The sequence below is a fragment of the Microcoleus sp. Pol11C2 genome (genome assembly GCF_036701505.1).
In the GTDB taxonomy this organism is placed as follows: domain Bacteria; phylum Cyanobacteriota; class Cyanobacteriia; order Cyanobacteriales; family Microcoleaceae; genus Microcoleus.
This window is the reverse complement of sequence record NZ_JAUBQX010000019.1, coordinates 73,319-95,282: the sequence shown is the minus strand read 5'-3', so window position 1 is coordinate 95,282 and position 21,964 is coordinate 73,319. Positions and strand designations below refer to the sequence as shown.

Sequence of the window (21,964 nt, the reverse complement as noted above, 5' to 3'; positions counted from 1 at the left end):
TGGAGGAGGGGTGGGGCATCCTGCCTGCCCGTGAAAGGCTTATTTAGAACAGGCAAGATGTCTGTTCCACTCATAGTTCAATTTTTTTTTGCGGAGGAGGGGTGGGGCATCCTGCCTGCCCGTGAAAGGCTTATGTTGTAAAATATTAAAACCGCTCAATGTCCCAAGCTGATTCGGGAAGTTGGGCTTGGCGCTGCCCAATGGACCTTGCCCTAACATTCAAAAGACCGATCGGCGTATTAAACAAATCTACCAGAGCGGCTCCGCCGAGCGCACTTTTGGCAGCAGCAAGCGGAAATTCCTTTAAAAGCCACCTAGCCAGCCGATAAAAATATTCCCCTGTTGTGAATTCTCGCATCAAATCGACACTGTGGAGTTCGTGCAAATATTTATTAGATTCGCCGTACCGATACCATTGACTTTGCAACTGTTTTATTGTAGACCGGTGGCGGTGTCGGACGATCGCATTTTCGGCAAAATACATTTTATAGGATGTTTCCCGCAAAATCCGCCAACACAAGTCAGCATCGCCGCCGCTGGTGAGGTAAGGGCGAAATAATCCTATTTGTTGTAAAACTAGCCTCCGTACAGCTAAGTTGGCGGTTTGACCGTAGGGACAAAAAGGGTGAGCGAGAGTATGTTTTTGAGATAAAGTATTTTGGCGATCGGCGTGTTGTTCTAAGATAGTTTTACCGGGCAATGCGAGTATTTCCCCAGCGCTAATTCCTATTTCTAAGTCAACAAATGGCTTAACTAAATTTTCCAGCCAGTCACATTCCGGGCGACAGTCGGCATCGGTAAATGCAATAATTTCGCCTGTTGATGCGCGAATTCCTTGATTGCGGGCGGCGTAGGAACTTTGAATCTGATTTTCGGTGAGATGGCGAATGGTTATTTGATCCAACTTAGCTGCTGTTTCGATGATTGCTGAAGTGCGATCGCGACTGTTGTTGTCTACTAAGAGATATTCTACTCTGTGTGGCGGATAAGTGTGCGATCGCAGGGACTCAATCAACTCCGGCAAATCCATCTCGCCGTTGTAAACAGGCACAACCACCGAAACTTGAGGTAAAAACCCGTCGTCACTGTTCATTAGCCCTCTATCCAGTTTTTTGAGTCAATTAGGAGTAAAGTCATTATTACGAACAAGTTTTATGGCAACTTAACTTATCGAATAATTTCTACTTCTGTGCCTTTCTCTACAAACTGATACAACTCCTCAACATCCTTATTTTCCAGCGAAACGCATCCCAAGGTCCAGTTCGATCGAGATTTTATTATATTATCCGAATTAGGAGGAACGCCGTGAATCCCGATTTCGCTGCCTACACTGTCGCCCCACCTAATTGTACCATCTTGCTTAGCTTTTATATGTTTGCGCCAAGATTGTTTGGTTGGATAATCCAGCCACAGAAACTTTGACCAACTTTCGTGAGGGTACATATCTTTAATACTAAAAACACCTTCAGGGGTCCGCAAATCCCCTGCTTTTAATTTATTACCTGTGGGATTGCCACCAAATACTACAGGATAAGATTTTACTGGCTTTTTGCTATCGTAGACAGTCAGCCTGTATTTTGATTTTTCAACTAGGATGGAAATTCTGTTTTTATCTAACTTATCTGGTTCGCCTAAAATTTGTATTAGCGGCTTGTCGTAGTTTAATAAATTATCGGGCGGGAATTGGGTATGCAAAATATTTAAATCATCAGCCGGACAGTTATTTAAGCAGAAAACGTCTAAAATGTAGGGAATTGGAACAGCATAACCCAGCCTAACGAGGTTCCAGTAAAAAACTGAGCTAGCAGCCAGCAAGAGAAGGCTTGTAGAAAAAATTCTCCCAATATTGCCCCTGATTTTTTTGATTTCCATTGCATTAACTAGGGATATTATAGATTGTTCAGCGGTTGAAACTGCTACTTACTAGAGAAACGAAGTCCCTCTCTAAGAGACTAAGAAATGTGGAACAGCCCAAAAGCGTGTGGCTTGAGCCTTAAACAGGCAAGATGCCTGTTCCACAACTGCATTCAGTTCTTGTGGAACAGGCATCTTGCCTGTGTCTTTGAAATAGTAGAAAATATCTCTTACATCCCCTGTGCAATCCGTGACGCAATCTTTTCTCAAATGTTGTTAGTTAACATCAAAATCATTAACACTAACACCCCGTTTGTTAAATAAAAAATGCCAACAACCTGAGTTTCCAACCAGCCGCACAACTCTAAATGATGGTGCAGGGGAGCCATTCTTAACAGACGCTTGCCGATTCCATCCGGCCCTTTTGTAGCTTTGTAATAACCTACTTGAGCAATTACTGACAGCGTTTCAATAAAGAAAATCCCGCTGATTATTAATAATATCCAAAGGCTATTTGTTAATAAAGCTACCGCACCCAATGCACCGCCCAAAGCTAAAGCACCTGTATCGCCCATAAAGACCTTGGCTGGATTGCGGTTGTGTGCTAAGAAACCGAAACAACTGCCGCTGATGCAAGCGCAAAATATCATTAATTCAGGCGAAGTTGAGGCTACAGATGCGCCCAATCCCAAAAGTGCGATCGCGCCCAAACCGCCCATCAATCCGTCAACACCATCGGTAAGATTAGTAGCATTGCTTTCGGCAACTAGCACAAAACCAGCCACTGGCCAGAACAGCAAACCTAATGGCAATACCCAACCGAAAGGCAAAGCAACATTCGTAGAAATAGCAGGTTGATGAAACATCAGCCACAGACAAAATAGAGCAGCAAAACTTATTTGCAAAGCCAATTTCATCCGAGGTGAAATACCTTTGTTCGACTTACGTCGCAGAATTTGCCAGTCATCAATCCAGCCAATGAAACCGTAAGCTAAAGTTAAAGCGGATACGGCAACAACATCTGAGTTAAACTTAGACCAAAGTAAAGCGACTGCTACCCCTGCAGGTACAAAAAAGATGCCTCCCATTGTCGGGGTTCCCGCTTTTTTCAAATGTGCTTGGGGGCCGTCTTCGCGAATTATTTGTCCAGCTTTTAGTTGCTGGAGTACGGGAACAACTGCATAGCCCAACCCGGACGCAACTAAAGCACAAACAACTAGCGGCATAAATAGCGATGCAGGTAAATTCAAAAATCTATCCGCTGCTACATCTAAACCGATCGCTACAGTGCCGAGCCCCAAACCCAGCAGCAGGAATAAATTCTTTCCTGTAAGTTTGAAAGGCAGACTAAAAGGGATTTTCTCATCCAAAAAGTTATCCATAACACTCCTCACCACACACTATTTGAGAATAAGCAATTGACAATGGGGAATAGGGTGCGATACAGGAGATTGAGAAATCTCTTAGTTTTTCTTCCCTGTTTCCGGTTGATTTCTTCACCCTTCTACCCGTTATTCTTCGCCTACACTCACATCCTCTTCTACTTCCTCTTCTAAATCATCGTAAGGACTGTCGTCAACTGCCATAAGTTCAGAAATTTCTTCTTCGTGCAGATAGTCGGGTTCTTGGACATCCCTTGCTAACAGGCGATTGTTAGATTCCAACCAGTCTAAAAGAGAAGATTGCTGTTTTAATGGAATTACATCCGCAGGTAAGTGGCGAGGAATTTGACGCAGAGATGGGTTGTACATGATTATCGGTTTTTAAAGACAAAGACGCGATCGAGTGAGGTAACGTTTTGCCGACGAACTGCTCCTTTGATCAAGCACTTGCAAATCGGGCATTTAGCAAGGCTAAAGCATTATACCACAGGCACTGTTTGGTTCCGGATCGGATAAGATGGGAGACCCAAAAGGCGATCGCCCCCAAGCATGGGCATGAGGATAACACTAAAATCCGCTCTTGCCAATCCTTCTTTAGCCGTAAGCATTGTAATCTAAGACGATCGTCTTTAAGATATCGCGGGACAGGCGGCGATCCTATTGTGCAAGCTTCCCTAACGGCAAGGGGTTGATTCACAACAGTCTCCTGGATTTTCGTCAAAGCCTGAGCCCGAATGCCCTCTGGCTTCTTCAGTCAACTCTCAAGCAATAAATCTCAGAATGGATACAACGGCAGCGGTTTTATACAACAAAGAGGGCTACCACACCGGAGGCAAAAAACTTCTGGGGCGTCATTCAGCCGGAGAAGGGTTTCTCAAAAGCTTAGTCCAACACGGAACCGCTGAATCTCTCTACTGTTGCGCCGATAGCGCCACAACCTTTAAGGAGTTTTGTTCGCACATCCAACCTTGGCTGCAAAAACCTCGGAAAGTTCGCTGGATTCCCACAGAACGACCGGATTTGCTATCTCAACCGGGCACAATTTACCGACCCGATCCGGTTTTGTCGCAGATGGTGTGGGCGCGCAGATTTGTCGATCAGCGGGCCTACAGCGTTTGCGGCGTTACTCACACGATCGGTACAAAATACATCATGGAGGCGATCGGCGATTTGATCACCGCACCCATGCAGCCTTGGGACGCCCTGATCTGCACCTCTGCAGCCGTGAAAACAGCAGTAGAAGGAGTTATGAGGGAGTGGTCTGAATATTTAGCCCAGCGTAACGGCGGTAAACCGGAAATTTTGGTTAAATTCCCCGTTATTCCCCTAGGAGTGGATTGCAGCGCGTTTCCCCAGGGTGTGGAAGCAGTTAATAGTCGCCGCCAACTTCGACAAGAACTCGGCATTTCTCCCGAAGATATTGTTGTGTTATTTGTCGGTCGATTGACTTTTTCTGCAAAAGGTCATCCGGTACCCATGTACATCGCCCTAGAACGGGCATCACAACAGACAAAAGCCAAAATCCACTTAATTCAAGCCGGTTGGATAGAAGATCCGAGAGAAGAACCCGACTTTAAAAATAGCGCGCAAATATTTTGTCCCTCGGTGAATGCTATTTTTTTAGATGGGAGACAGCCGGAAATTAGAATAAATATTTGGTCGGCGGCCGACATTTTCATTTCGCTGTCCGACAACATTCAAGAATCCTTCGGACTGACACCCATAGAAGCCATGGCGAACGGACTGCCAGCCATAGTCTCCGATTGGAACGGATACAAAGAATCTGTACGCCACGAAATAGACGGCTTCCGCATTCCCACACTCATCCCGCCCCCGGAATCTTGTTTAGATTTAGCGCTAAATTATCTCGACGGCAGCTTAAATTGGCCGACTTACATGGGTCACACTTCCCTCGCCACAGCAGTTGACATTGATGCTTGCACCTTGGCGTTGTGCCAATTAATTGAAAACCCCGAATTGAGAAAGCGGATGGGGGAAAATGCCAGACAAAGGGCGAGAGAAATTTATGATTGGAAAGTAGTAATTGCTGCTTACGAACAATTGTGGCAGGAATTAGCAGAGATTCGCCTTGCGGCACCGGAGTCAGCACCTTTAAAACCCGGGAAGCCGCCTTATCCTCTAGGCGACGATCCGTTTCGGGTATTAGGTAATTATGCGACTAGAAGTTTAAGCAATGAGATGATGCTGAGTCTGGGTGCGATCGCCACACCAGAACTTTTAAAGCAGGTACAGACAATTTGGTTTACCAGTTTTGGTGACGATAGGAGAATATCTGTTAGCATTCAGAGGGAAATATTGGATACAATTAAGCAGGAAGGTGCGATCAGCGTGGGGGAAGTTATCCGACGCTACGTTAAAAACGAGCAACAATTAGCCGACCTGTATCGGACTCTGCTTTATTTGGTAAAATTTGATATCTTAGTAATTAGGGATTAATCATTACGGCGTTGCTGAGTCACGGTATGAATCCACTTTTCGCTTGATGTTACAAAACTCACCATACTTGGCTTCTAGCAATTGGAAAATCTTGAATTCATACCTGTATTCAGCAACGCCATCATTACTTATTGGTAATTGGTTAAGCCTAGGCTCATCTCAATTTTACAGTCAAGTTTGATAAAATTATTGTGGGGTGTCCCGCCCGCCAGAAAAATCCAACGCAAGATGCCCGACAGCTTATTACAAATAACAAATTCCCTCTTCCTTATTCCTTCTTAAAAAATCATGCTTAGAAAATCTGCACTATTAGAGATAATTGCTGGTAAGAATCGCGGTTTGCTGGCGAGTCCCAGCGACAAACAAGCGATTTTAAGTGCGATCGCCCAATTGGAAGATTACAACCCCACATCACGGCCTGTCGAAGCTGCAGAGCTTTTAAATGGTGATTGGCGGTTATTGTACACCACCAGTCGCGAACTGCTGAATCTTGACAGTTTTCCCTTGGTAAAATTGGGTCAAATTTATCAATCTATCCGCGTCAAAGAATCTAAAATTTACAACATTGGCGAACTTTACGGCTTGCCTTATTTGGAAGGAATTGTCAGTGTAGCCGCAAGATTTGAGCCAACTTCAGAACGGCGAGTGCAGGTGAAGTTTGAGCGGTCTATAGTAGGTTTAAGCAGGTTGATTGGCTATGAATCTCCGGGGAAGTTTATCGATGAGATTGAGTCGGGAAAAAAGTTCGCTGCTGTAGATTTCGGCCTGGATACTCGCGAACAGCAGGGATGGCTTGATATCACTTATTTGGATAAAGATTTGCGGATTGGACGGGGAAATAAAGAAAGCGTATTTGTATTGACAAAAGAGTAATTTTGTGAGGTGCGATCAAGTGCGATCGCCCCTTAACTCATTCTCAATTTATCTTTCTTTCATCCGCGTTTATTCGCGTTCATCAGGGGTTAAAAATCAAAAATCGATCACTTTTACAAACAATTCAACACTTGCTAAAACCCTCAAATCCGTAGCCGATAAAAGCTTCAGATAGGATAACCGTTAAAACTTAGCGTTAAGGATTCACAAGTGACAATTGTTGTGATGTTTTCTGGAATTTTAATGAAAAAGGCGTTAGTACATTCCCGCCAAGAAACTTACTAACGCCTTTTGTGTACTCCTTACGAATACAACACAATTATGTCACAAAACGCTTATCAAGCTGTTTCGCGTTATGTCACACGTCATCCTGAAATCTTGCAAGGCGAACCAATTATCGTAGGAACGAGGACTTCCGTTCGCGTGATCGTGGAATTGTGGCGTTTGGGTATTACTCCTGAAGAAATCCCTATGCACTTACCTCACCTGCAATTAGTTCAAATTTTTGACGCGCTGAGCTTTTATTTAGATAACGAAGAAGAAATAAATACGACGTTGCTTAATCAGAGTATGAAAAAAATAACTTTAAAATCCAAAAGCTTTGTGGATACTGGTTTCTATGACGGGCATATTTAACGTTTCATACCGTAAATCAGCAACGCCATAAATATTTATATTGAACGCAATCACCTTCCTGAAAACTTGATCCATCCTGCCGCTAAAGCTGCAAAGAGAAACAACTAAAAGTATTATAATTGTTCCTTACTATTGACTATGACGAAAATTATGGCTATAATGGTTAAAAATTTTTAGAAATTAAGAATAATACTCCTTAATTCTCTATTCACATCTATCAAATTCAAGGAAACATAGATATGGCGAACGATCACAACATTTATATGGGTTCTGGTAACTATAGCCAATCAATTAAAGGCAATTACATACAAGGCAATTTCATAAGTAGGAGTCAGGACTTATCTGAAGTAACGGCTCAAATTCAAGAATCGTTAATTCAACTTCAAACACAGGGATACACTCCACAGGATGCTCAGCAGAAAGTCGCTAGTGACTTAGCGTCTCAGGCTAATAATGATTCTCAAGCCAAAAGCAGGTTACTGAAGTTGAGACAGTATGTATTTGATGCTGGTGCCAATGGTCTGATTGGTGAAGCAGTGGTAGGGGTAGTCAAGCTAGCGCTAGGATTATTAGGTATTTCTCTTTGAAGGACAGATAAGCTGTCGCGCATTTAATCTGGAGAGGCCGGCTTATTCAAACTCTTGTAGGGCGGGCAGGATGCCCACCCTACAAGTTAAATTATAATCCCGAACAGCTTATTTCGCTAAATTAATGATAGGTAAGATAAGACAAATTTTTAAGAAATTCAGTATTTTAATATCTCGGCTACCAGGAAGTAAAAAGCAACGATATTACTTCTTTAGCGTATTAATTGGACTAATAAGCTTTGCGATTGTTGGCACGGGCGTTCTGAATCTAACTAGGTTGATAGTTAGCCTTGTAATATTCGGATCTTCTAAATTGTTATGGGATTTAGGGGTTAATACTCCACAAGAATCAAAAACTAACTTAGAAGACAATACCCAAAATAGAGATTGCAATATTTACACAGGGGGTGGTAATTATAATCAATCTATTTATGGCGACTATATCCAGGGAGACTATATAGAAATACAAGGTTGTTACATTAACACCAATCAGGACTTATCTGATGTCGTCGCAGAGTTGCGCGAGGTTGTAGAGCAACTTAAAAATCAGGGATATAGTGCGGATAAAGCAGAGGCTCAAGTAGCCCAAGATTTAGAAGAAAAAGCCCGCAGTAACCCAAAAGTCAAAAAAAGAGTGGTTAAGTGGGCAAACTCTTTAAATAATATGTCTAATCGAATAAATAATGAAGATGATGCAGCTAAAGAAGTTATTAAATATGCGGCTGCTTCTCAATATAGTTCGCCTGCTAAATCCACCTCCGTGGTCGGGGGAAAGTATTATAAATTAGATAGCTTGCTCGAAGCTAAAGAATGGAGGAAAGCTGATGAAGAAACTGAGAACCTTATACTAAAAATGTTAGGTAAAGACCCAATAATAAATACTCTATTTTCTTACAAGTTCTTATCTGGTTTCGACATTGAAAGATTACCGATTAAAGATCTCGACTATATGGATAAGCTCTGGGTACAACATAGCAAAGGACTCTTTGGTTTTAGTGTGCAAAAGCAGATTTGGGAAAGCATTGTTGGTAATAAACCTAACAATAACGTCTCGTCGGACTATAATGAGTTTGAAGCGAAGTTTGCTGAGAAGGTTGGTTGGTACGTGAAGGATGATTGGATATATTACTCTGATATTAAATACTCTCTCAGAAAATCTCCACGGGGACATCTTCCCATCAAAGTAATGTTACCGGGATATTCTAATAAATGTAATTTTGATACCTTACTTTTTAGAGTTTTTGTTAAGCGTCAATATGACTCATAAGTGAAAAAATAAAGTTCTTCTGTATTGAGTGAGTAAACTAAGAGCGCGCGTTCATCCAAAAAATCTAACAGAAGTGCGCTCGCAATCTCATCCAAAAAGGCAATGCTCAAATTATCCCATCATAAATCCCAGCCGTAATATCCTAAATAAAAATGCTCCGACTCTCCCAAACCCAACTCAAAATTCTCGAAGAATGTCCCCGCAAATTCCAACACAGCTACCTCGAACTACTCGCCACCACCGCCTCCCCAGAACACAAAGAAAAACTCACCTGGGGAAGCCACTTTCACCTATTAATGCAGCAGCGAGAACTCGGACTTCCCCTTGAATTTATCATCCAACAAGACCCAGAACTGGGACGCTGTGTGGCAGCATTTATCAACACCGCCTCCGAACTTTTCGGCGATTCAGAAAATAGCGACAACATTTTTCGCCAAGCCGAACACCCCCGCACTCTAATTTTCCAAGACTACCTATTCACCGTTATCTATGACTTGCTAATAGCAGAAGCAAACGCCGCCCAAATTCTCGACTGGAAAACCTATCCGCGCCCTCAAAAATCAAAATGGATAGCCGAAAGTTGGCAAACTCGCCTCTATTTATACGTCTTAGTAGAAACCAGCGACTATTCCCCCGAACAAGTTTCCATGACATACTGGTTCGTACAATTGCAAGGAGAAGAACCGCCGCAAAAACTCACATTTTATTACAGCCAAACAGAACACGATCGCACAAAACAAGATTTAACCCACCTATTACAGCAGCTAACCGACTGGCTACAGCGCTATACCGAAGGCGGCGAATTCTTACCCCAAGTAGAAATTACTTCCAATCTTTGCGATTCCTGTCAATTTGCCACTCGCTGCAACCGCACACCTGACACCCAAGTTTCCTCACCAAATCTTCCGGCAGAAACTCCCAGGGATTGGCTACCAAATCTTGCTATAATCGACGAAATATTTATTTAATATATAAACAAACCCCCCCAATTTTACTCGTTACTAGGCTCTGCCTGGTAACGCCGATAGGGAGGCTCTGTCTCCAATTTTCCCGATCGTAAGCGAGGCACAGCCTCAGGAAATTGGTTCCCAGGCAGAGCCGGGTAACCAGTGGCTCGCTTAAGTTTTATTTAACATACAAAAAAGCCCTCGGATTCATCTGTGGTAAAAATCTAAAATCTAAAATCGAATGACAGAAACCGCTCACAACTGGCAAAATCAACCCTTACCCCAACCCCCAGCTTGGCTGATCCAAGCTGTCAGAAACCATGCACCAGAACTCCCCGGAAACTATGCCGCTGCACTTCTCTGGTATAGAGGAATTCAGAATCCCGAACAAATACCCGGTTTCTTAAATCCCAAACTTTACCAACCAACAAGTCCCTTTGAATTTGGACTAGAAATGAACTGGGCGATAGAAAGAATCCAGCAAGCACGAAACAGCGGCGAAAAAGTCGCAATTTGGGGAGACTTCGACGCTGACGGCATTACCTCAACTTCTGTACTTTGGGACGGACTGGGAGAATTTTTTGCTCAAGACGACCAACTAACTTATTACATTCCCAACCGCTTAACCGAATCTCACGGACTCAACATTCCGGGAATAGATGCCTTAGCCAAATCGGGAATTAGCTTAATTATTACCTGCGATACTGGCAGTACAAACATCGCCGAAATCGAATATGCGACTAGCTTAAACATCGATACAATTATTACCGACCATCATACATTACCAGACGATCGCCCGCCAGCTACAGCCATTATCAATCCCCGCTACTTTCCCCCAAGCCACCAACTATTTAACCTGTCAGGAGTTGGAGTAGCCTACAAATTAGTTGAAGCCTTGTATCACACATTACCGGATATTCCGCAGCGCCCGCTCACAGATTTATTAGAATTAGTAGCGATCGGCTTAATTGCCGATTTAGTCCAACTAACAGGAGACAGCCGCTACCTTGCACAAATCGGCATCGAACAACTGCAAAAACAAATCGCAAATCCCACCCGCCCAGGAGTTGCAAAATTGCTCGAACTGTGCAAACGAGCGGGCGATCGCCCAACCGACATTTCCTTCGGCCTCGGCCCCCGAATCAACGCCGTCAGCCGCATTCAAGGTGACGCCAGCTTCTGCGTAGAACTCCTCACCAGCCGCGACAAAAAACGCTGCGAAGAACTAGCAAATTTAACCGAAATTGCCAACAGCAGACGTAAATCTTTACAAAAAGATGTTGCCAAAGATGCAGCCAACAAACTAGCCAAACTCGACCTTTCAACTACTAGCGTCATCGTCCTCAGCGACCCCCAATGGCCCGTAGGAGTATTAGGATTAGTAGCGGGACAAATCGCCCAAGAATACGGCCGCCCCGTGATTTTATTCAGCACAGAAGGAAGCGAAAAAATTAATGAAAATTCTCCAGAAATGCAATTTACCTCCTTCTTAGATTCAGAATCACCAACACTTTCCCCATCCAACATTGCCAGGGGTTCCGCCCGTTCCGCCAATCAAATCGACCTTTACCAATTAGTCAAAGATCAAGCGCATTTATTGCACAGATTTGGCGGTCATCCTTTCGCCGCCGGATTGAGTCTCCCAGTTGAAAATATCCCCCTATTTACAGATGCGGTAAATCAGCAACTGCGACAACAATACAGCACCGATAGTTTAACAGCAGCCCCCGTTCAAGCCGACTTAAAAATTACTGTCTCCGAATTAGGCAAGGACTTATTTCAAGAATTAAAATTGCTCGAACCGTGTGGCATGGGCAACCCCGTCCCCAAATTGCTAATTGAAAACTGCTGGTTTGACAATCTGTGGAATCAAAAAATTAAGGATTTGAAAGGGCAAAAAGTAGAATATATAAAAACAGAATTTACAATTAGGGATGAATCTAGCGATACGGGATTTCCCGGCATTTGGTGGGGACACAATCAAAATGAAGTTCCCCCAGGTCGCTGCGATGTAACCGTTGAACTCGATTTTAATACTTACAAATCGCGGTATGAAGTGCGCCTCGTATCCGTGCAAGAACGCACGGAAGACAACCAAATAAATTCTCAGACTCCAATAGATTGGATTGTAGACTGGCGCAATAGAAATAACGATGAAGAGTTATTAGGCGCTAGCACAAACTTAGAATCTCAAATGCCGATCGACAATCTAGTTTACAATTCCGAAAAGGTCGATCGCGAAAACTCGATCGTCCTCAAAGAATGCCCCGCAAGCTGGGACGAACTGCGGATCTGGTTTCGGCAAGCACAGTACACTCAGAAAAAACTCGCGATCGCCTATACTTTACCTCCACTCGTACCCCCACAGCAAATCTGCCAACAGCTAATCGGCATCGCCAAATACCTCAGCCGCACCAACAAACCCGTCACCAGACAGCAACTCCGCCAAAAACTCGGCATCAGCGACACATCGCTACAACTAGGGTTCAAAACCTTAACATATCTCGGTTTCCAAATCCATTATCGCGATCGAGCTTTCCACATCGCCAGACAACCCGAAACCCCACAGCAGCAAGACGCGTTCGATCAAATGCCCAAACCTTTATTAGATAGCCAATCCATTCAATTCTCAGTGCCAAATTCCCCGATTGCCGCGCGTTTTGCAGCGCAATTCCTAGCAGCAGTCTCCGAAGAACAATTCCGGCGGAAATATTTCTGTGAAGTACCCCTCTCCACCATTGTGTCGATCGCCCGAGAGACGGTTTTCCAAGAAGATTCTACAGCAAATCCCTTCTAACAGATATCTAGCACCATTGTTAAGCATAGGCAGGATGACAGTTCCTCATTAGATAACTTTTCTTGTCGGGCCCGCACTCGCGAACGCCAGTGGGGCTGCCTTTCTCGCCTGTGAAGCGAGAGAGGTTTTTGTAGATGTGGCTTAACTGGCCTATTCCTGACACGGAGGCAACATCTCAGTTCTAAGAAATATCTGAGTTCTGAATTCATCCCGATAAAATAAGGCATAGGGCAATGGGAGTTATCCGTTGCGAGTCAGGCCCAAAACTCCTAACTCCTAACTCACAGCCCAAAACCCAAAACTCCTCACCGCCAAACTCGATCGCCCATCTCCCATTTAAAACCCCTATGCTTCTCTGTCCCCGCTGCCAATTTGAAAATCCCAATCCAAACAAGTTTTGTCAACAATGCGGAAATTCCCTAATTTACAAACCTTGCCACGAATGCGGTGCCCAAGTCGCTTTTAGCGCCAAAGAATGTCAGAATTGCGGCGTCGCAACAGGTCAAGTGTGGCGGGCCATTATCTGCGGTCGATCGAATTTTCCAGCAGTCGAGCCAGACGAGTCAACCCTACCCCCAGCCGAGTTTCGGCAAAAACCAGACATAGTTCCAAAAACCGCATCGCCCCAAAACTCTCCTGAACCAATCACAGACGCCATTAAAACAGAAATAACCACCCCTGCCCAACCCCCAACAGCAGTCGAACCAACTTCTCCACAGCCAAGCGACGGCGAATTCAGCAGCGCCGAAATAGACTCTGTGGTAGCCGTGGGGGCGATCGCACCAGCATCCTTTCAAACAACAGAAAAAAGCTCTACTACAGCACCAGAGCGCGAAATAACCCCATCTGAACAGAATTTTACAACCGCACCACAGCCTAAACAAATCCAGGAAGCAACCGACAACCCCCACAGCCCAAACATAGCTGACACCTCCCCTCCATCTCCAGAAGTCCCGATCCCCAATTCAGAATATTTAATCCCTTCCCAGCCAGCCGGAGCTTATTTAGACACTCAGCAGCGCTATCAACTCCTAGAAACCGTGCCGCCGAGAAAACGCTCAGACACAGTAGCAGTAACAGTATTGGACTGTCAGCCGCTGGAAATGTCACCCCTCAAAGCCATGCTAGCAGCCAACTCTGCCAGCGTCGCCAGACGAACATCCCCCTATACCGCAGCAATCACAGGCGGAGAAAATTCAACCAATTCCGCCTTAGCAGAGCTTTGCCAAGGCATAGCTGAACCTTATCTGGCACTGCGGTGGCAATTCTCTCAAAACCTGCCAGTCATTCACGATAGCTGGTCAGACAACGAACAGGCAGTCCTGCTCCTAGAAGACTGCTCCCAATGGCCACTGCTGGTAGAACGCTGGAGTCACCCCGAAACTTCCACCCAGCAAATTTTATACTGGCTGCACGAAATGACAGAACTCTGGGCTGCCCTAGAACCCTGGCGCTGTCGGCAAAGCTTGTTGGAACTGACAAATTTGCGAGTCAACCCCGACTCTTCCTTCTCCTTGGCTTCTTTGCGACTGCAATACCTCTATCCCGAACCCGCCGGCTCCAACCTGCAACTCGTAGATTTGGGGCAATTGTGGCAGGTGATATTTAGCCAGTCCGATCATCATCGCACTCAGTTTGGCGCCTTGCTCGAACTGCTGCAACAAATGTACAGAGGCGAGATTAACACAATCGAAGAATTACGATCGCGCCTAGAAACAGTTCCCCTCGAACTTCAACCCGCACCTTCACCAAGCTCAACCCCGACGCGCAGGCCTTTCCGCGGCCCCGACGAGTCGCCCCCCGACGTTGGCGAGGTCTTAACCCAGCCCATGCCACTCCAGATTTACAGCTTAGAAGACGCAGGCCTCACCGATGTTGGCCGCACGCGCGACCACAACGAAGACTTCTTCAGCATCTGGACTCAGCTCAACAAACTCGAAAGTTCCTTCGGTCGCATTTTTCAAACCAAAGGGCTTTACATTCTCTGCGACGGCATGGGCGGACACGACAGCGGAGAAGTAGCCAGTCAACTAGCGGCTGAAACTCTCAGAGAATTCTTTCAAACCCGTTGGGAAAATCAACTACCTTCGGCAGACACCATCCGGCAGGGAGTCCTGCTAGCCAACAAAGCCATCTTTGAAATCAATCAACAGGACGGACGCTCCGGCAGCGCCCGCATGGGTACAACTCTAGTCGCAGTCTTAGTTCAAGACACCCAATTCGCCGTTGCCCACGTCGGCGACAGCCGCCTCTACCGACTGAGAAAGGGACAAACCCTAGAAAAAATCACCTCCGACCACGAAGTAGGTCAGCGCGAAATTAAGCGCGGGGTTGACCCGGAAACTGCTTATGCCCGTCCCGACGCCTATCAACTAACTCAAGCCCTCGGCCCGCGAGACAGTAATTTTCTCAAGCCTGACGTGCAGTTTTTAGACTTGTGCGAAGATACCTTATTAATTTTGGCTTCCGACGGCTTGACAGATAATGATTTGTTGGAAACTCACTGGCAGAACACTCTTGAACCCCTGTTGAATCCGCAAGCTGATCTGGACCAGGGAGTTGCCGAGTTGATTGAACTCGGCAACAAACGCAACGGTCACGACAATATCACGGCAATTATCATTCGGGCGCAAGTAGGCGCATTTCGATTTTAGGATCGGGATGTGGCCAATTTTTCAAAGGTGGCGCTTTCCCCCGATACCGCCTGGGTTAAGCCTGCAATTATTGCAGAGAAAGGATACAGCTTCGGCCGTTTCCGGACTAGGCTTTACTGCTTGCTCTGCGATTAGGAATCCGGTGTTGAAACAGCTTCCGTTTGAGTGCTCAAAAAATGATTGCTGCCCCATACGATTACTGAAAAGCTGTTGAGCGCAAACCATTTATCAGTAGCTTTAATTTTGAGAGTGTGTTCTGAGAATATGGGAAAGAAATTGGCTTGATAGTAAGTGGATTCATCCTAGCTGAAAGAGCTTTCTCCTACGGAAAAAGTTAGTTTAATAAAAAAACAAACTAAAATGAAGTGAGGCAGCAGGTGGGCTGATGCGAAATCTGTTTTATACGCGATCGCTCTCGGGGCAATTCGGGCATAGGCAGGAAATGCCCGCCCTACATATAGATGTGGGGGGTAAATCAAAACCTGCTCCTACAGCAAATTTAGGTAAAATTCGAGCGATTTTTTACCACTTTTTGTAGTTTCAAGTGTTAAGTCGATCGACTGTGTTTTGAGGAGCCAGCAGCCCCTAACAAATTTGATGAATAATTGTTCCCAAAAAACTATTTATAACTTAATTGTTTATGAAATCTTTAATCATAATCAGGATATTATAAAGTTTTCCTGAAACGAACGTGTGAAGCTCATAAGTAATTTTTAATTTCTAATTTTTCAAAGCGCTACGCCCCAAATCTGTAAATTCCTGCCAACTCTCACTGCCACATCAGGGAGTTCAACCACATCAATCGAAAATGCTGCTGACTCTTTTAGATCCAGAAACACAGACCCCCCTACAACAGTGGAGTTTCGAGAGCGAATCCATTATTCGCATCGGCCGCTCTCCAGACAATCACGTTGTGATCCCCAATGCTCTAGTGTCACGGCAGCATCTGGAATTGCAAAGAGTTAATAGCGGGAGATCCAGCCAGTGGTACTTAGTCAATTCCGGGACAAATGGCACTTTGGTCAACGGTATTCTCATGTCTCAGGGTTGGATATCCGACGGTGCCCTGATCCAGTTGGCGCGGGGCGGCCCAATTCTGCATTTCCAAGTGATTACTATTGAAGTCGGCGGCAAGATTGAGGCGAACCCCACCGTCAATCTCGCCGCCCCGCGGTGTACCCACGCGGGAAACCCGCCGGGGAATTTATTCTGCATCCACTGCGGCGAACCGATTAAAGTCGATCGCACAGTCCGTCACTACCAAGTGCTGCGAACTTTGGGCCAAGGCGGTATGGGGACAACGACTTTAGCCTGGGATCGAGATAAAGCGAAAGCTCAACAACCCGGAAGTTCCCCAGCAGCATCTCTGGTAGTCCTCAAGGAAATGAATGCTGATATGGCTCAAATCGCCAAAGCTCAAGAACTGTTTGAACGTGAAGCTAAAACTCTCAAGGCCCTCCACCATCAGGGAATTCCTCAGTTTTTTGACTTTTTTGTGGAAGGGGGCAAAAAATACTTGGTGATGGAAATGCTCCACGGCGAGGATTTAGAAAAACGCATCTACAACCGTGGGCCTGTTGCTCCCCAACAAGCAATAGAGTGGATGATCCAAACCTGTGAGGTTTTGGACTACATTCACTCTCAAAAACCCCCGATCGTCCACCGGGATATTAAACCTGCTAATTTGCTGGTGCGCCACCGCGACAATTGCATTACAGTGCTGGATTTTGGTGCCGTTAAAGAAATCGGCACTCCTCCAGGGACTCGCATCGGCGTTGAAGGCTACACCGCACCAGAACAAGACCGGGGACAGCCTCTCCCTCAGTCGGATTTATATGCTATTGGGCCTACTTTGATTTTTTTGCTGACGGCCCAAAGCCCTCAAAACTTTTACGGGAAAATAGCTGGAGGTTACGGGTTTAAGCTCGAAAATATTCCGACGATCGCCCCCAAGCTGCGGGACACCATTTTGCGAACCACGGCAGCTAAGCCTGGGGATCGCTTTCAAACTGCTCAACAATTAGCTCGAGCTTTAGCAGCTTCGCTTTAACAAAAGTCAGAAGTCAAAACTCAAAAGCCAAAAGTCACAAGTCATTAGGAAGAGGGCAAAGGGAAGAGCGAAGAGGGAAGAATTTAGCAACGGAAATTTATGAAAGAAAATTTACCTCATCGCCTCGAAATTTCTCTCCGACACCCCAGTCCTCCGTCTTCTCTGTTATTCTTCGTCCCAAGCTTCTACAGCTATCAACTCGCTCACGGGGTCTTGCATAGAAAAATCAAACTCTAGCAATTGCTGTTTCCAGTACGGCCATTCGTCGCCGTAAAGTAGAGCAATTTTCCAAATACTGTCTGTCGGCTTGATAATGTCAGACGTGACGAGAGAATGCACCTGACGCTGGAACTTAACCATCGGCTGTATAACCTTTTGGCTCATAATACCTCTTGAATTGTTTAAATCTTGTGTAATTACCACTTCCCAGCTCTCACTTTTTACCGCAGTTTCGCCAAGAACAGTCTCGCCAAGATACGTGTAGATTTTTGTCGGGAAGCTACATATTCAACTTGTATCTTAACACTGTTCGTTTTGACAAGGGGCTATAAGCAGGACTGAAGAGTCAAGACCGACTTCAAAGAATTAATCATCTTTAAAATGTCCCGCTATATGCTGTCGATCGACAGGGGGAGATGTGTCGCCTCGATTGTTTCCACATAGTGATAGATGCAAGGGCTGCGTTCGGCTTGTTCTTGACAAGGCTGAGTTTGCGTAGGAGAAACTGCAACTACTGCGCTTTCGCTGCTACAGCGTAATTTCCGCTTTCCTGCGGGTAAACCACACCTGTTTCACCTTCGACGCTGGGTTCGCTGTGAGAGTGGGGTCTGAGCTACATAAACTGATTATAACTCTACTGACCGCAAAAGCGATCAAAAATTGTTGGATACTGTTGATCGCCACCCCTAAATGTCGATCGAACATTCTAGGAAACCCCACGTGGGTCAGCAGGCAAGTTTCAAACCCATCGTCTGTCTTGATTCAATAAATCTCAAATCTCAAATCTAAAATTGTATGACTTGGACAAGGCGACACATTCTCACTCTGGCTGATTTTACCTCCGACGAATACGATACGGTGCTGCAAACAGCAGCCAGTTTTCGGGAGGTGCTCGGCCGCCGCACGAAGAAAGTGCCGGCCCTGCAGGGTCAAGTGGTCGCGAATTTGTTTTTTGAACCTTCTACCCGGACTCGCAATAGTTTTGAGTTGGCGGCCAAGCGGCTGTCGGCGGATACGCTAAATTTTACGCCGGGAAGTTCTTCTCTAACGAAGGGGGAGACTATTCTGGATACGGCTAAAACTTATCTGGCGATGGGAACGGATTTGATGGTGATCCGGCACGAACAAGCTGGAGTTCCCAGCACGATTGCTTCGGAAATGGATCGCTTGGGTTCGAGAGTCAGCGTTCTCAATGCAGGAGACGGTCAGCACGAACACCCCTCGCAAGGTTTGCTAGACTTATTTACTATTTGTGCTCTGTTAGATACCGAAAGTCCGCGGCTGGAACTTTTAGCGGGCAAAAAAATTGCTGTGGTGGGGGATATTTTGCATTCGCGGGTGGCTAGGTCTAATATTTGGAGTCTAACGGCTTCTGGGGCAGAGGTTCATTTGGCCGGGCCGCCAACTTTGCTACCGCTTTTGTTTGCTGAGTGTGGCGATGGTAGGGAAGGCAAGTTATTTTTGCACTGGCAGCTTGAACCTGCTTTGGCCGATGCTGATTTTGTGATGACTTTGCGGCTGCAAAAGGAACGGATGAGCGAGCATTTGCTGCCGAGTTTACGAGAGTACCATTCTTTGTACGGGATTACGCGCGATCGGCTCAAACTTTGCAAGCCGGATGTGAAGGTGTTGCACCCTGGCCCAGTTAACCGTGGCGTGGAAATTAGTTCGGATTTGATGGACGATGCCCAGTTTAGCCTGATTTCTCAGCAAGTTACCAGCGGCGTGGCGGTGCGGATGGCATTACTTTATCTAATCGGCGGCGGTAAAGTTTAGACTGTTAGTTGTTAGTCATGAATTTCGGATATTCCATGATTTTCAGGATCGATCGCCTCTTTAAAATAATCGTTACCCAGTATAACCGGGTAACGATTAAAACTCTTTCTAGAAATGTAAATTTCTCTAGTTAAGAGTTAGGAAAGCCAGGACGCAGACACCCAGCCGCCACCTTTGAGTTGTGCCCAGCCGTTTTTGTAACGACCGGTCAATTTGATGTGGTCTCCATAATATAACTTGCCGATTACATGAGAACAGCTATCGGGGCGGTTGCGGATATTCAGTCGGCCGCCATTCGTGACAACTTTGGCGTAGCTGTGATGGCCGTGATGGCTTTTCTTGCCGCAGCGGGAGTAGTGGCAACTTGCTTGCGCTTCGCCAGCTACGCTCAGAACAGATAGGGCTACTGCCATACCTGCAACGCCTATCCATGCAGAATTAGGAATTTTCAAGCCCAGTTGGTCTAACGACTTGACCTGGAGTTCGGACTCTGGAGATTCATAAGCAACAAAAGAGTGGCTCAATGCTAGTGCTTCCATAGTTTCCTCGTGATTGTTGTTAACATTTCTTGGTGCAGACTCAGGTCAAAACCTCAATTAACAGCCCAAATTATTAACTTATGTTTCCTAAAAGCCACAAAAGGGCGTTGCCTTAAGGTCTTGCTTTTGCCGAGTATGGGCTAATGTTCCTGAACCCTGCACAGGTATATCATGTCATTTATGTAGCTTTCCGGAACAAAAAAATAAATAAAGTTTACATCGACTGCTAAAAATTTTGCCGACGCGGATCAGAACTCCGGGCCGAATTAAACTTAACTGTGTCATTAAAAAGGGAACGAAGTTATCGATTGGGGTGGGAAATTGCTTGTACTGAGTTGCCAATTACACTACTTATTTTGCTGCTTATTTATTGAATTGCTACAGCAATATCGGCAGTTAATTCGATCGAGCAAGCATCCGGCTCGTCTTCAAGCACGATCTTAATTTGCTTCGAGCCAGTCATAGTGTAGCCGATCGCACTGGTGCAGAAGTTCGGGAAGATGGCATCGGGCCCTGGCCCGTGCTACGAGATTAGCCTCAAGATTAGCCACCCCGTCTCCCTGACAAGGATGCAAGATCAATCGATCGCCACTTGATTTGTGTCAAGATCAATTAACATATCCAGCACCACTTCTTTGGCAATGAACTCTAGCGCTGCACTTTCGATCGGCACAATTCCTCAACGGCATGAATCAGACAGCTTCGCCATTACCTTAGCGCCGTTGTCTGTAGAGGAAATATATGCTTTGGCAGATGACCCCGCGAACGGAGCCGTGGTAATGATGAGCGGTACAGTCCGCAACCAAACTGACGGTCAAGCTGTAGTTTCCCTAGAATATCAAGCCTACGAACCTATGGCTGTGCGAGTATTCCAGCAAATTGCTACTGAAATCCGCCGCCAGTGGGCCGATGTCAATCGGGTCGCTATTCACCACCGCGTCGGACACTTGCAGGTGGGCGAAATCAGCGTACTGGTGGCTGTTGGCTGTCCCCACCGGGGGGAGGCCTTTGCAGCTTGCCAGTACGCCATAGATACGCTCAAACACAATGTACCGATTTGGAAAAAGGAACATTGGGCTGACGGTTCTAGCAGTTGGGTTAGTATTGGAGCGTGCGAGGTGGTCGGGCATTAGTCAATCGATTTGAGATTTGAGATTTGAGATTTGAGATTGAAGAGGGGAACTTGTTACGATCTCCTAACGTCAAAAAGTGTGGAATGTTCGATGAGCCAATTCCACCGATGAGCGACTTTATTTCCGTGTCCTGGTCTGCGGTTGTGGCGACCGTTCAAAGAGTGCAATTGCCAGCCGAAAAACTCTCTAATTATGACTTGGTGTTGCGGTGTCAGGAAGGAAATCGACCTGAGACCACGGCCTTTTCAGAACTGTTGAAGCGGTATCAGTCCCACGTAGACAGGGTTCTCTATCACTTGGCCCCTGACTGGCAAGACCGAGCAGACTTGGCTCAGGAAGTGTGGATTCGGGTCTACCGCAATATTAACCGTTTGCAAGAGCCTGTTAAATTTCGGGGCTGGCTCAGCCGCATCGCCACTAATTTGTTTTACGATGAGTTGCGGAAGCGCAAGCGGGTGCGAACTCCGCTGTCGCTGGACGTACCCCGTACTCTGGAAGATGGCGAGGTTGATTGGGAAATTCCGGCAGACAGTCCGGGGCCTGATGAAGATTTGACGACTAGAGAATTTTACGACCAGTTGCGGGTGGCGATCGCAGATTTGCCGGAAGTATTCCGCACGACAATTGTTTTGAGAGAAATAGAAGGTTTAGCCTATGAGGAAATAGCCGAAATGACCGGAGTTTCTCTGGGAACTGTCAAGTCGAGAATTGCTAGAGCTCGCCAAAGATTGCAGTTGGAATTGCAAAAATATCTCGATGGTAATTAGCAAGAGTATTTTCAGAGGCGGGTTAA

18 protein-coding genes are annotated in these 21,964 nt (G+C 45.8%); 12 read left to right on the top strand and 6 right to left on the bottom strand.

Going from position 1 to position 21,964, the window contains the following annotated elements; translation table 11 throughout:
* Positions 1-145 precede the first annotated feature (145 nt).
* The 4 genes from QUA42_RS13645 to QUA42_RS13630 form a co-directional block, all read right to left on the bottom strand.
* A complete protein-coding gene (locus tag QUA42_RS13645) occupies positions 146-1,093 on the bottom strand; it encodes a glycosyltransferase (protein ID WP_333137729.1) in 948 nt (315 codons plus the stop codon).
* Between the two features lie 74 nt (positions 1,094-1,167).
* Positions 1,168-1,872: a L,D-transpeptidase gene (locus tag QUA42_RS13640; protein WP_333137728.1), complete on the bottom strand. Its 705-nt coding sequence runs from the start codon at positions 1,870-1,872 to the stop codon at positions 1,168-1,170.
* Positions 1,873-2,120: 248 nt separating this feature from the next.
* Positions 2,121-3,236 (bottom strand): phospho-N-acetylmuramoyl-pentapeptide-transferase, encoded by a 1,116-nt coding sequence (gene mraY / locus QUA42_RS13635; RefSeq protein WP_333137727.1) that lies wholly within the window; start codon positions 3,234-3,236, stop codon positions 2,121-2,123.
* A 129-nt stretch (positions 3,237-3,365) separates the two neighbouring features.
* Positions 3,366-3,605 (bottom strand): DUF3134 domain-containing protein, encoded by a 240-nt coding sequence (locus tag QUA42_RS13630; protein WP_006631296.1) that lies wholly within the window; start codon positions 3,603-3,605, stop codon positions 3,366-3,368.
* Positions 3,606-4,016: 411 nt separating this feature from the next.
* Here QUA42_RS13630 and QUA42_RS13625 point away from each other — a divergent pair, with 411 nt between their 5' ends.
* From QUA42_RS13625 to QUA42_RS13585, 9 genes are all read left to right on the top strand, one after another.
* The gene (locus QUA42_RS13625; RefSeq protein ID WP_333137726.1) at positions 4,017-5,693 is read left to right on the top strand and encodes a glycosyltransferase family 4 protein; all 1,677 of its coding nucleotides are present in this window, start codon (positions 4,017-4,019) and stop codon (positions 5,691-5,693) included.
* Between the two features lie 288 nt (positions 5,694-5,981).
* Complete coding sequence (locus QUA42_RS13620) at positions 5,982-6,566, top strand: PAP/fibrillin family protein (RefSeq protein ID WP_333137725.1); 585 nt, start codon at positions 5,982-5,984, stop codon at positions 6,564-6,566.
* Between the two features lie 321 nt (positions 6,567-6,887).
* Positions 6,888-7,202 carry a DUF433 domain-containing protein gene (locus tag QUA42_RS13615; protein ID WP_333137724.1) on the top strand — a complete coding sequence of 105 codons (315 nt, stop codon included), beginning with the start codon at positions 6,888-6,890 and terminating at the stop codon, positions 7,200-7,202.
* Between the two features lie 239 nt (positions 7,203-7,441).
* The gene (locus QUA42_RS13610) at positions 7,442-7,789 is read left to right on the top strand and encodes a hypothetical protein (RefSeq protein ID WP_333137723.1); all 348 of its coding nucleotides are present in this window, start codon (positions 7,442-7,444) and stop codon (positions 7,787-7,789) included.
* A gap of 124 nt (positions 7,790-7,913) precedes the next feature.
* Positions 7,914-9,056 carry a GUN4 domain-containing protein gene (locus tag QUA42_RS13605; RefSeq protein WP_333137722.1) on the top strand — a complete coding sequence of 381 codons (1,143 nt, stop codon included), beginning with the start codon at positions 7,914-7,916 and terminating at the stop codon, positions 9,054-9,056.
* A 152-nt stretch (positions 9,057-9,208) separates the two neighbouring features.
* Positions 9,209-10,024, top strand: a complete 816-nt coding sequence (locus QUA42_RS13600; protein WP_333137721.1) for a PD-(D/E)XK nuclease family protein — start codon at positions 9,209-9,211, stop codon at positions 10,022-10,024.
* A 220-nt stretch (positions 10,025-10,244) separates the two neighbouring features.
* Positions 10,245-12,800 (top strand): DHH family phosphoesterase, encoded by a 2,556-nt coding sequence (locus QUA42_RS13595; RefSeq protein WP_333137720.1) that lies wholly within the window; start codon positions 10,245-10,247, stop codon positions 12,798-12,800.
* A gap of 347 nt (positions 12,801-13,147) precedes the next feature.
* The gene (locus QUA42_RS13590) at positions 13,148-15,454 is read left to right on the top strand and encodes a serine/threonine phosphatase (protein ID WP_333137719.1); all 2,307 of its coding nucleotides are present in this window, start codon (positions 13,148-13,150) and stop codon (positions 15,452-15,454) included.
* 808 nt (positions 15,455-16,262) lie between these two features.
* Positions 16,263-17,504, top strand: a complete 1,242-nt coding sequence (locus QUA42_RS13585) for a protein kinase domain-containing protein (protein WP_333137718.1) — start codon at positions 16,263-16,265, stop codon at positions 17,502-17,504.
* A gap of 165 nt (positions 17,505-17,669) precedes the next feature.
* Here QUA42_RS13585 and QUA42_RS13580 read toward each other — a convergent pair whose 3' ends face one another.
* Positions 17,670-17,888: a DUF4327 family protein gene (locus QUA42_RS13580; protein ID WP_193973492.1), complete on the bottom strand. Its 219-nt coding sequence runs from the start codon at positions 17,886-17,888 to the stop codon at positions 17,670-17,672.
* A gap of 630 nt (positions 17,889-18,518) precedes the next feature.
* Here QUA42_RS13580 and QUA42_RS13575 point away from each other — a divergent pair.
* Positions 18,519-19,499 carry an aspartate carbamoyltransferase catalytic subunit gene (locus QUA42_RS13575; RefSeq protein WP_333137717.1) on the top strand — a complete coding sequence of 327 codons (981 nt, stop codon included), beginning with the start codon at positions 18,519-18,521 and terminating at the stop codon, positions 19,497-19,499.
* A gap of 137 nt (positions 19,500-19,636) precedes the next feature.
* On the opposite strand, the gene QUA42_RS13570 is transcribed toward QUA42_RS13575, so the two are convergent.
* Entirely contained in the window at positions 19,637-20,038 is a 402-nt protein-coding gene (locus QUA42_RS13570; RefSeq protein WP_333137716.1) for an SH3 domain-containing protein, read from the bottom strand.
* Between the two features lie 641 nt (positions 20,039-20,679).
* Here QUA42_RS13570 and QUA42_RS13565 point away from each other — a divergent pair.
* Both QUA42_RS13565 and QUA42_RS13560 read left to right on the top strand, forming a co-directional pair.
* Positions 20,680-21,171: a molybdopterin synthase catalytic subunit gene (locus QUA42_RS13565; protein ID WP_190659969.1), complete on the top strand. Its 492-nt coding sequence runs from the start codon at positions 20,680-20,682 to the stop codon at positions 21,169-21,171.
* Between the two features lie 107 nt (positions 21,172-21,278).
* Positions 21,279-21,938: a sigma-70 family RNA polymerase sigma factor gene (locus QUA42_RS13560; protein WP_041622468.1), complete on the top strand. Its 660-nt coding sequence runs from the start codon at positions 21,279-21,281 to the stop codon at positions 21,936-21,938.
* The last annotated feature ends 26 nt before the right edge of the window (positions 21,939-21,964 follow it).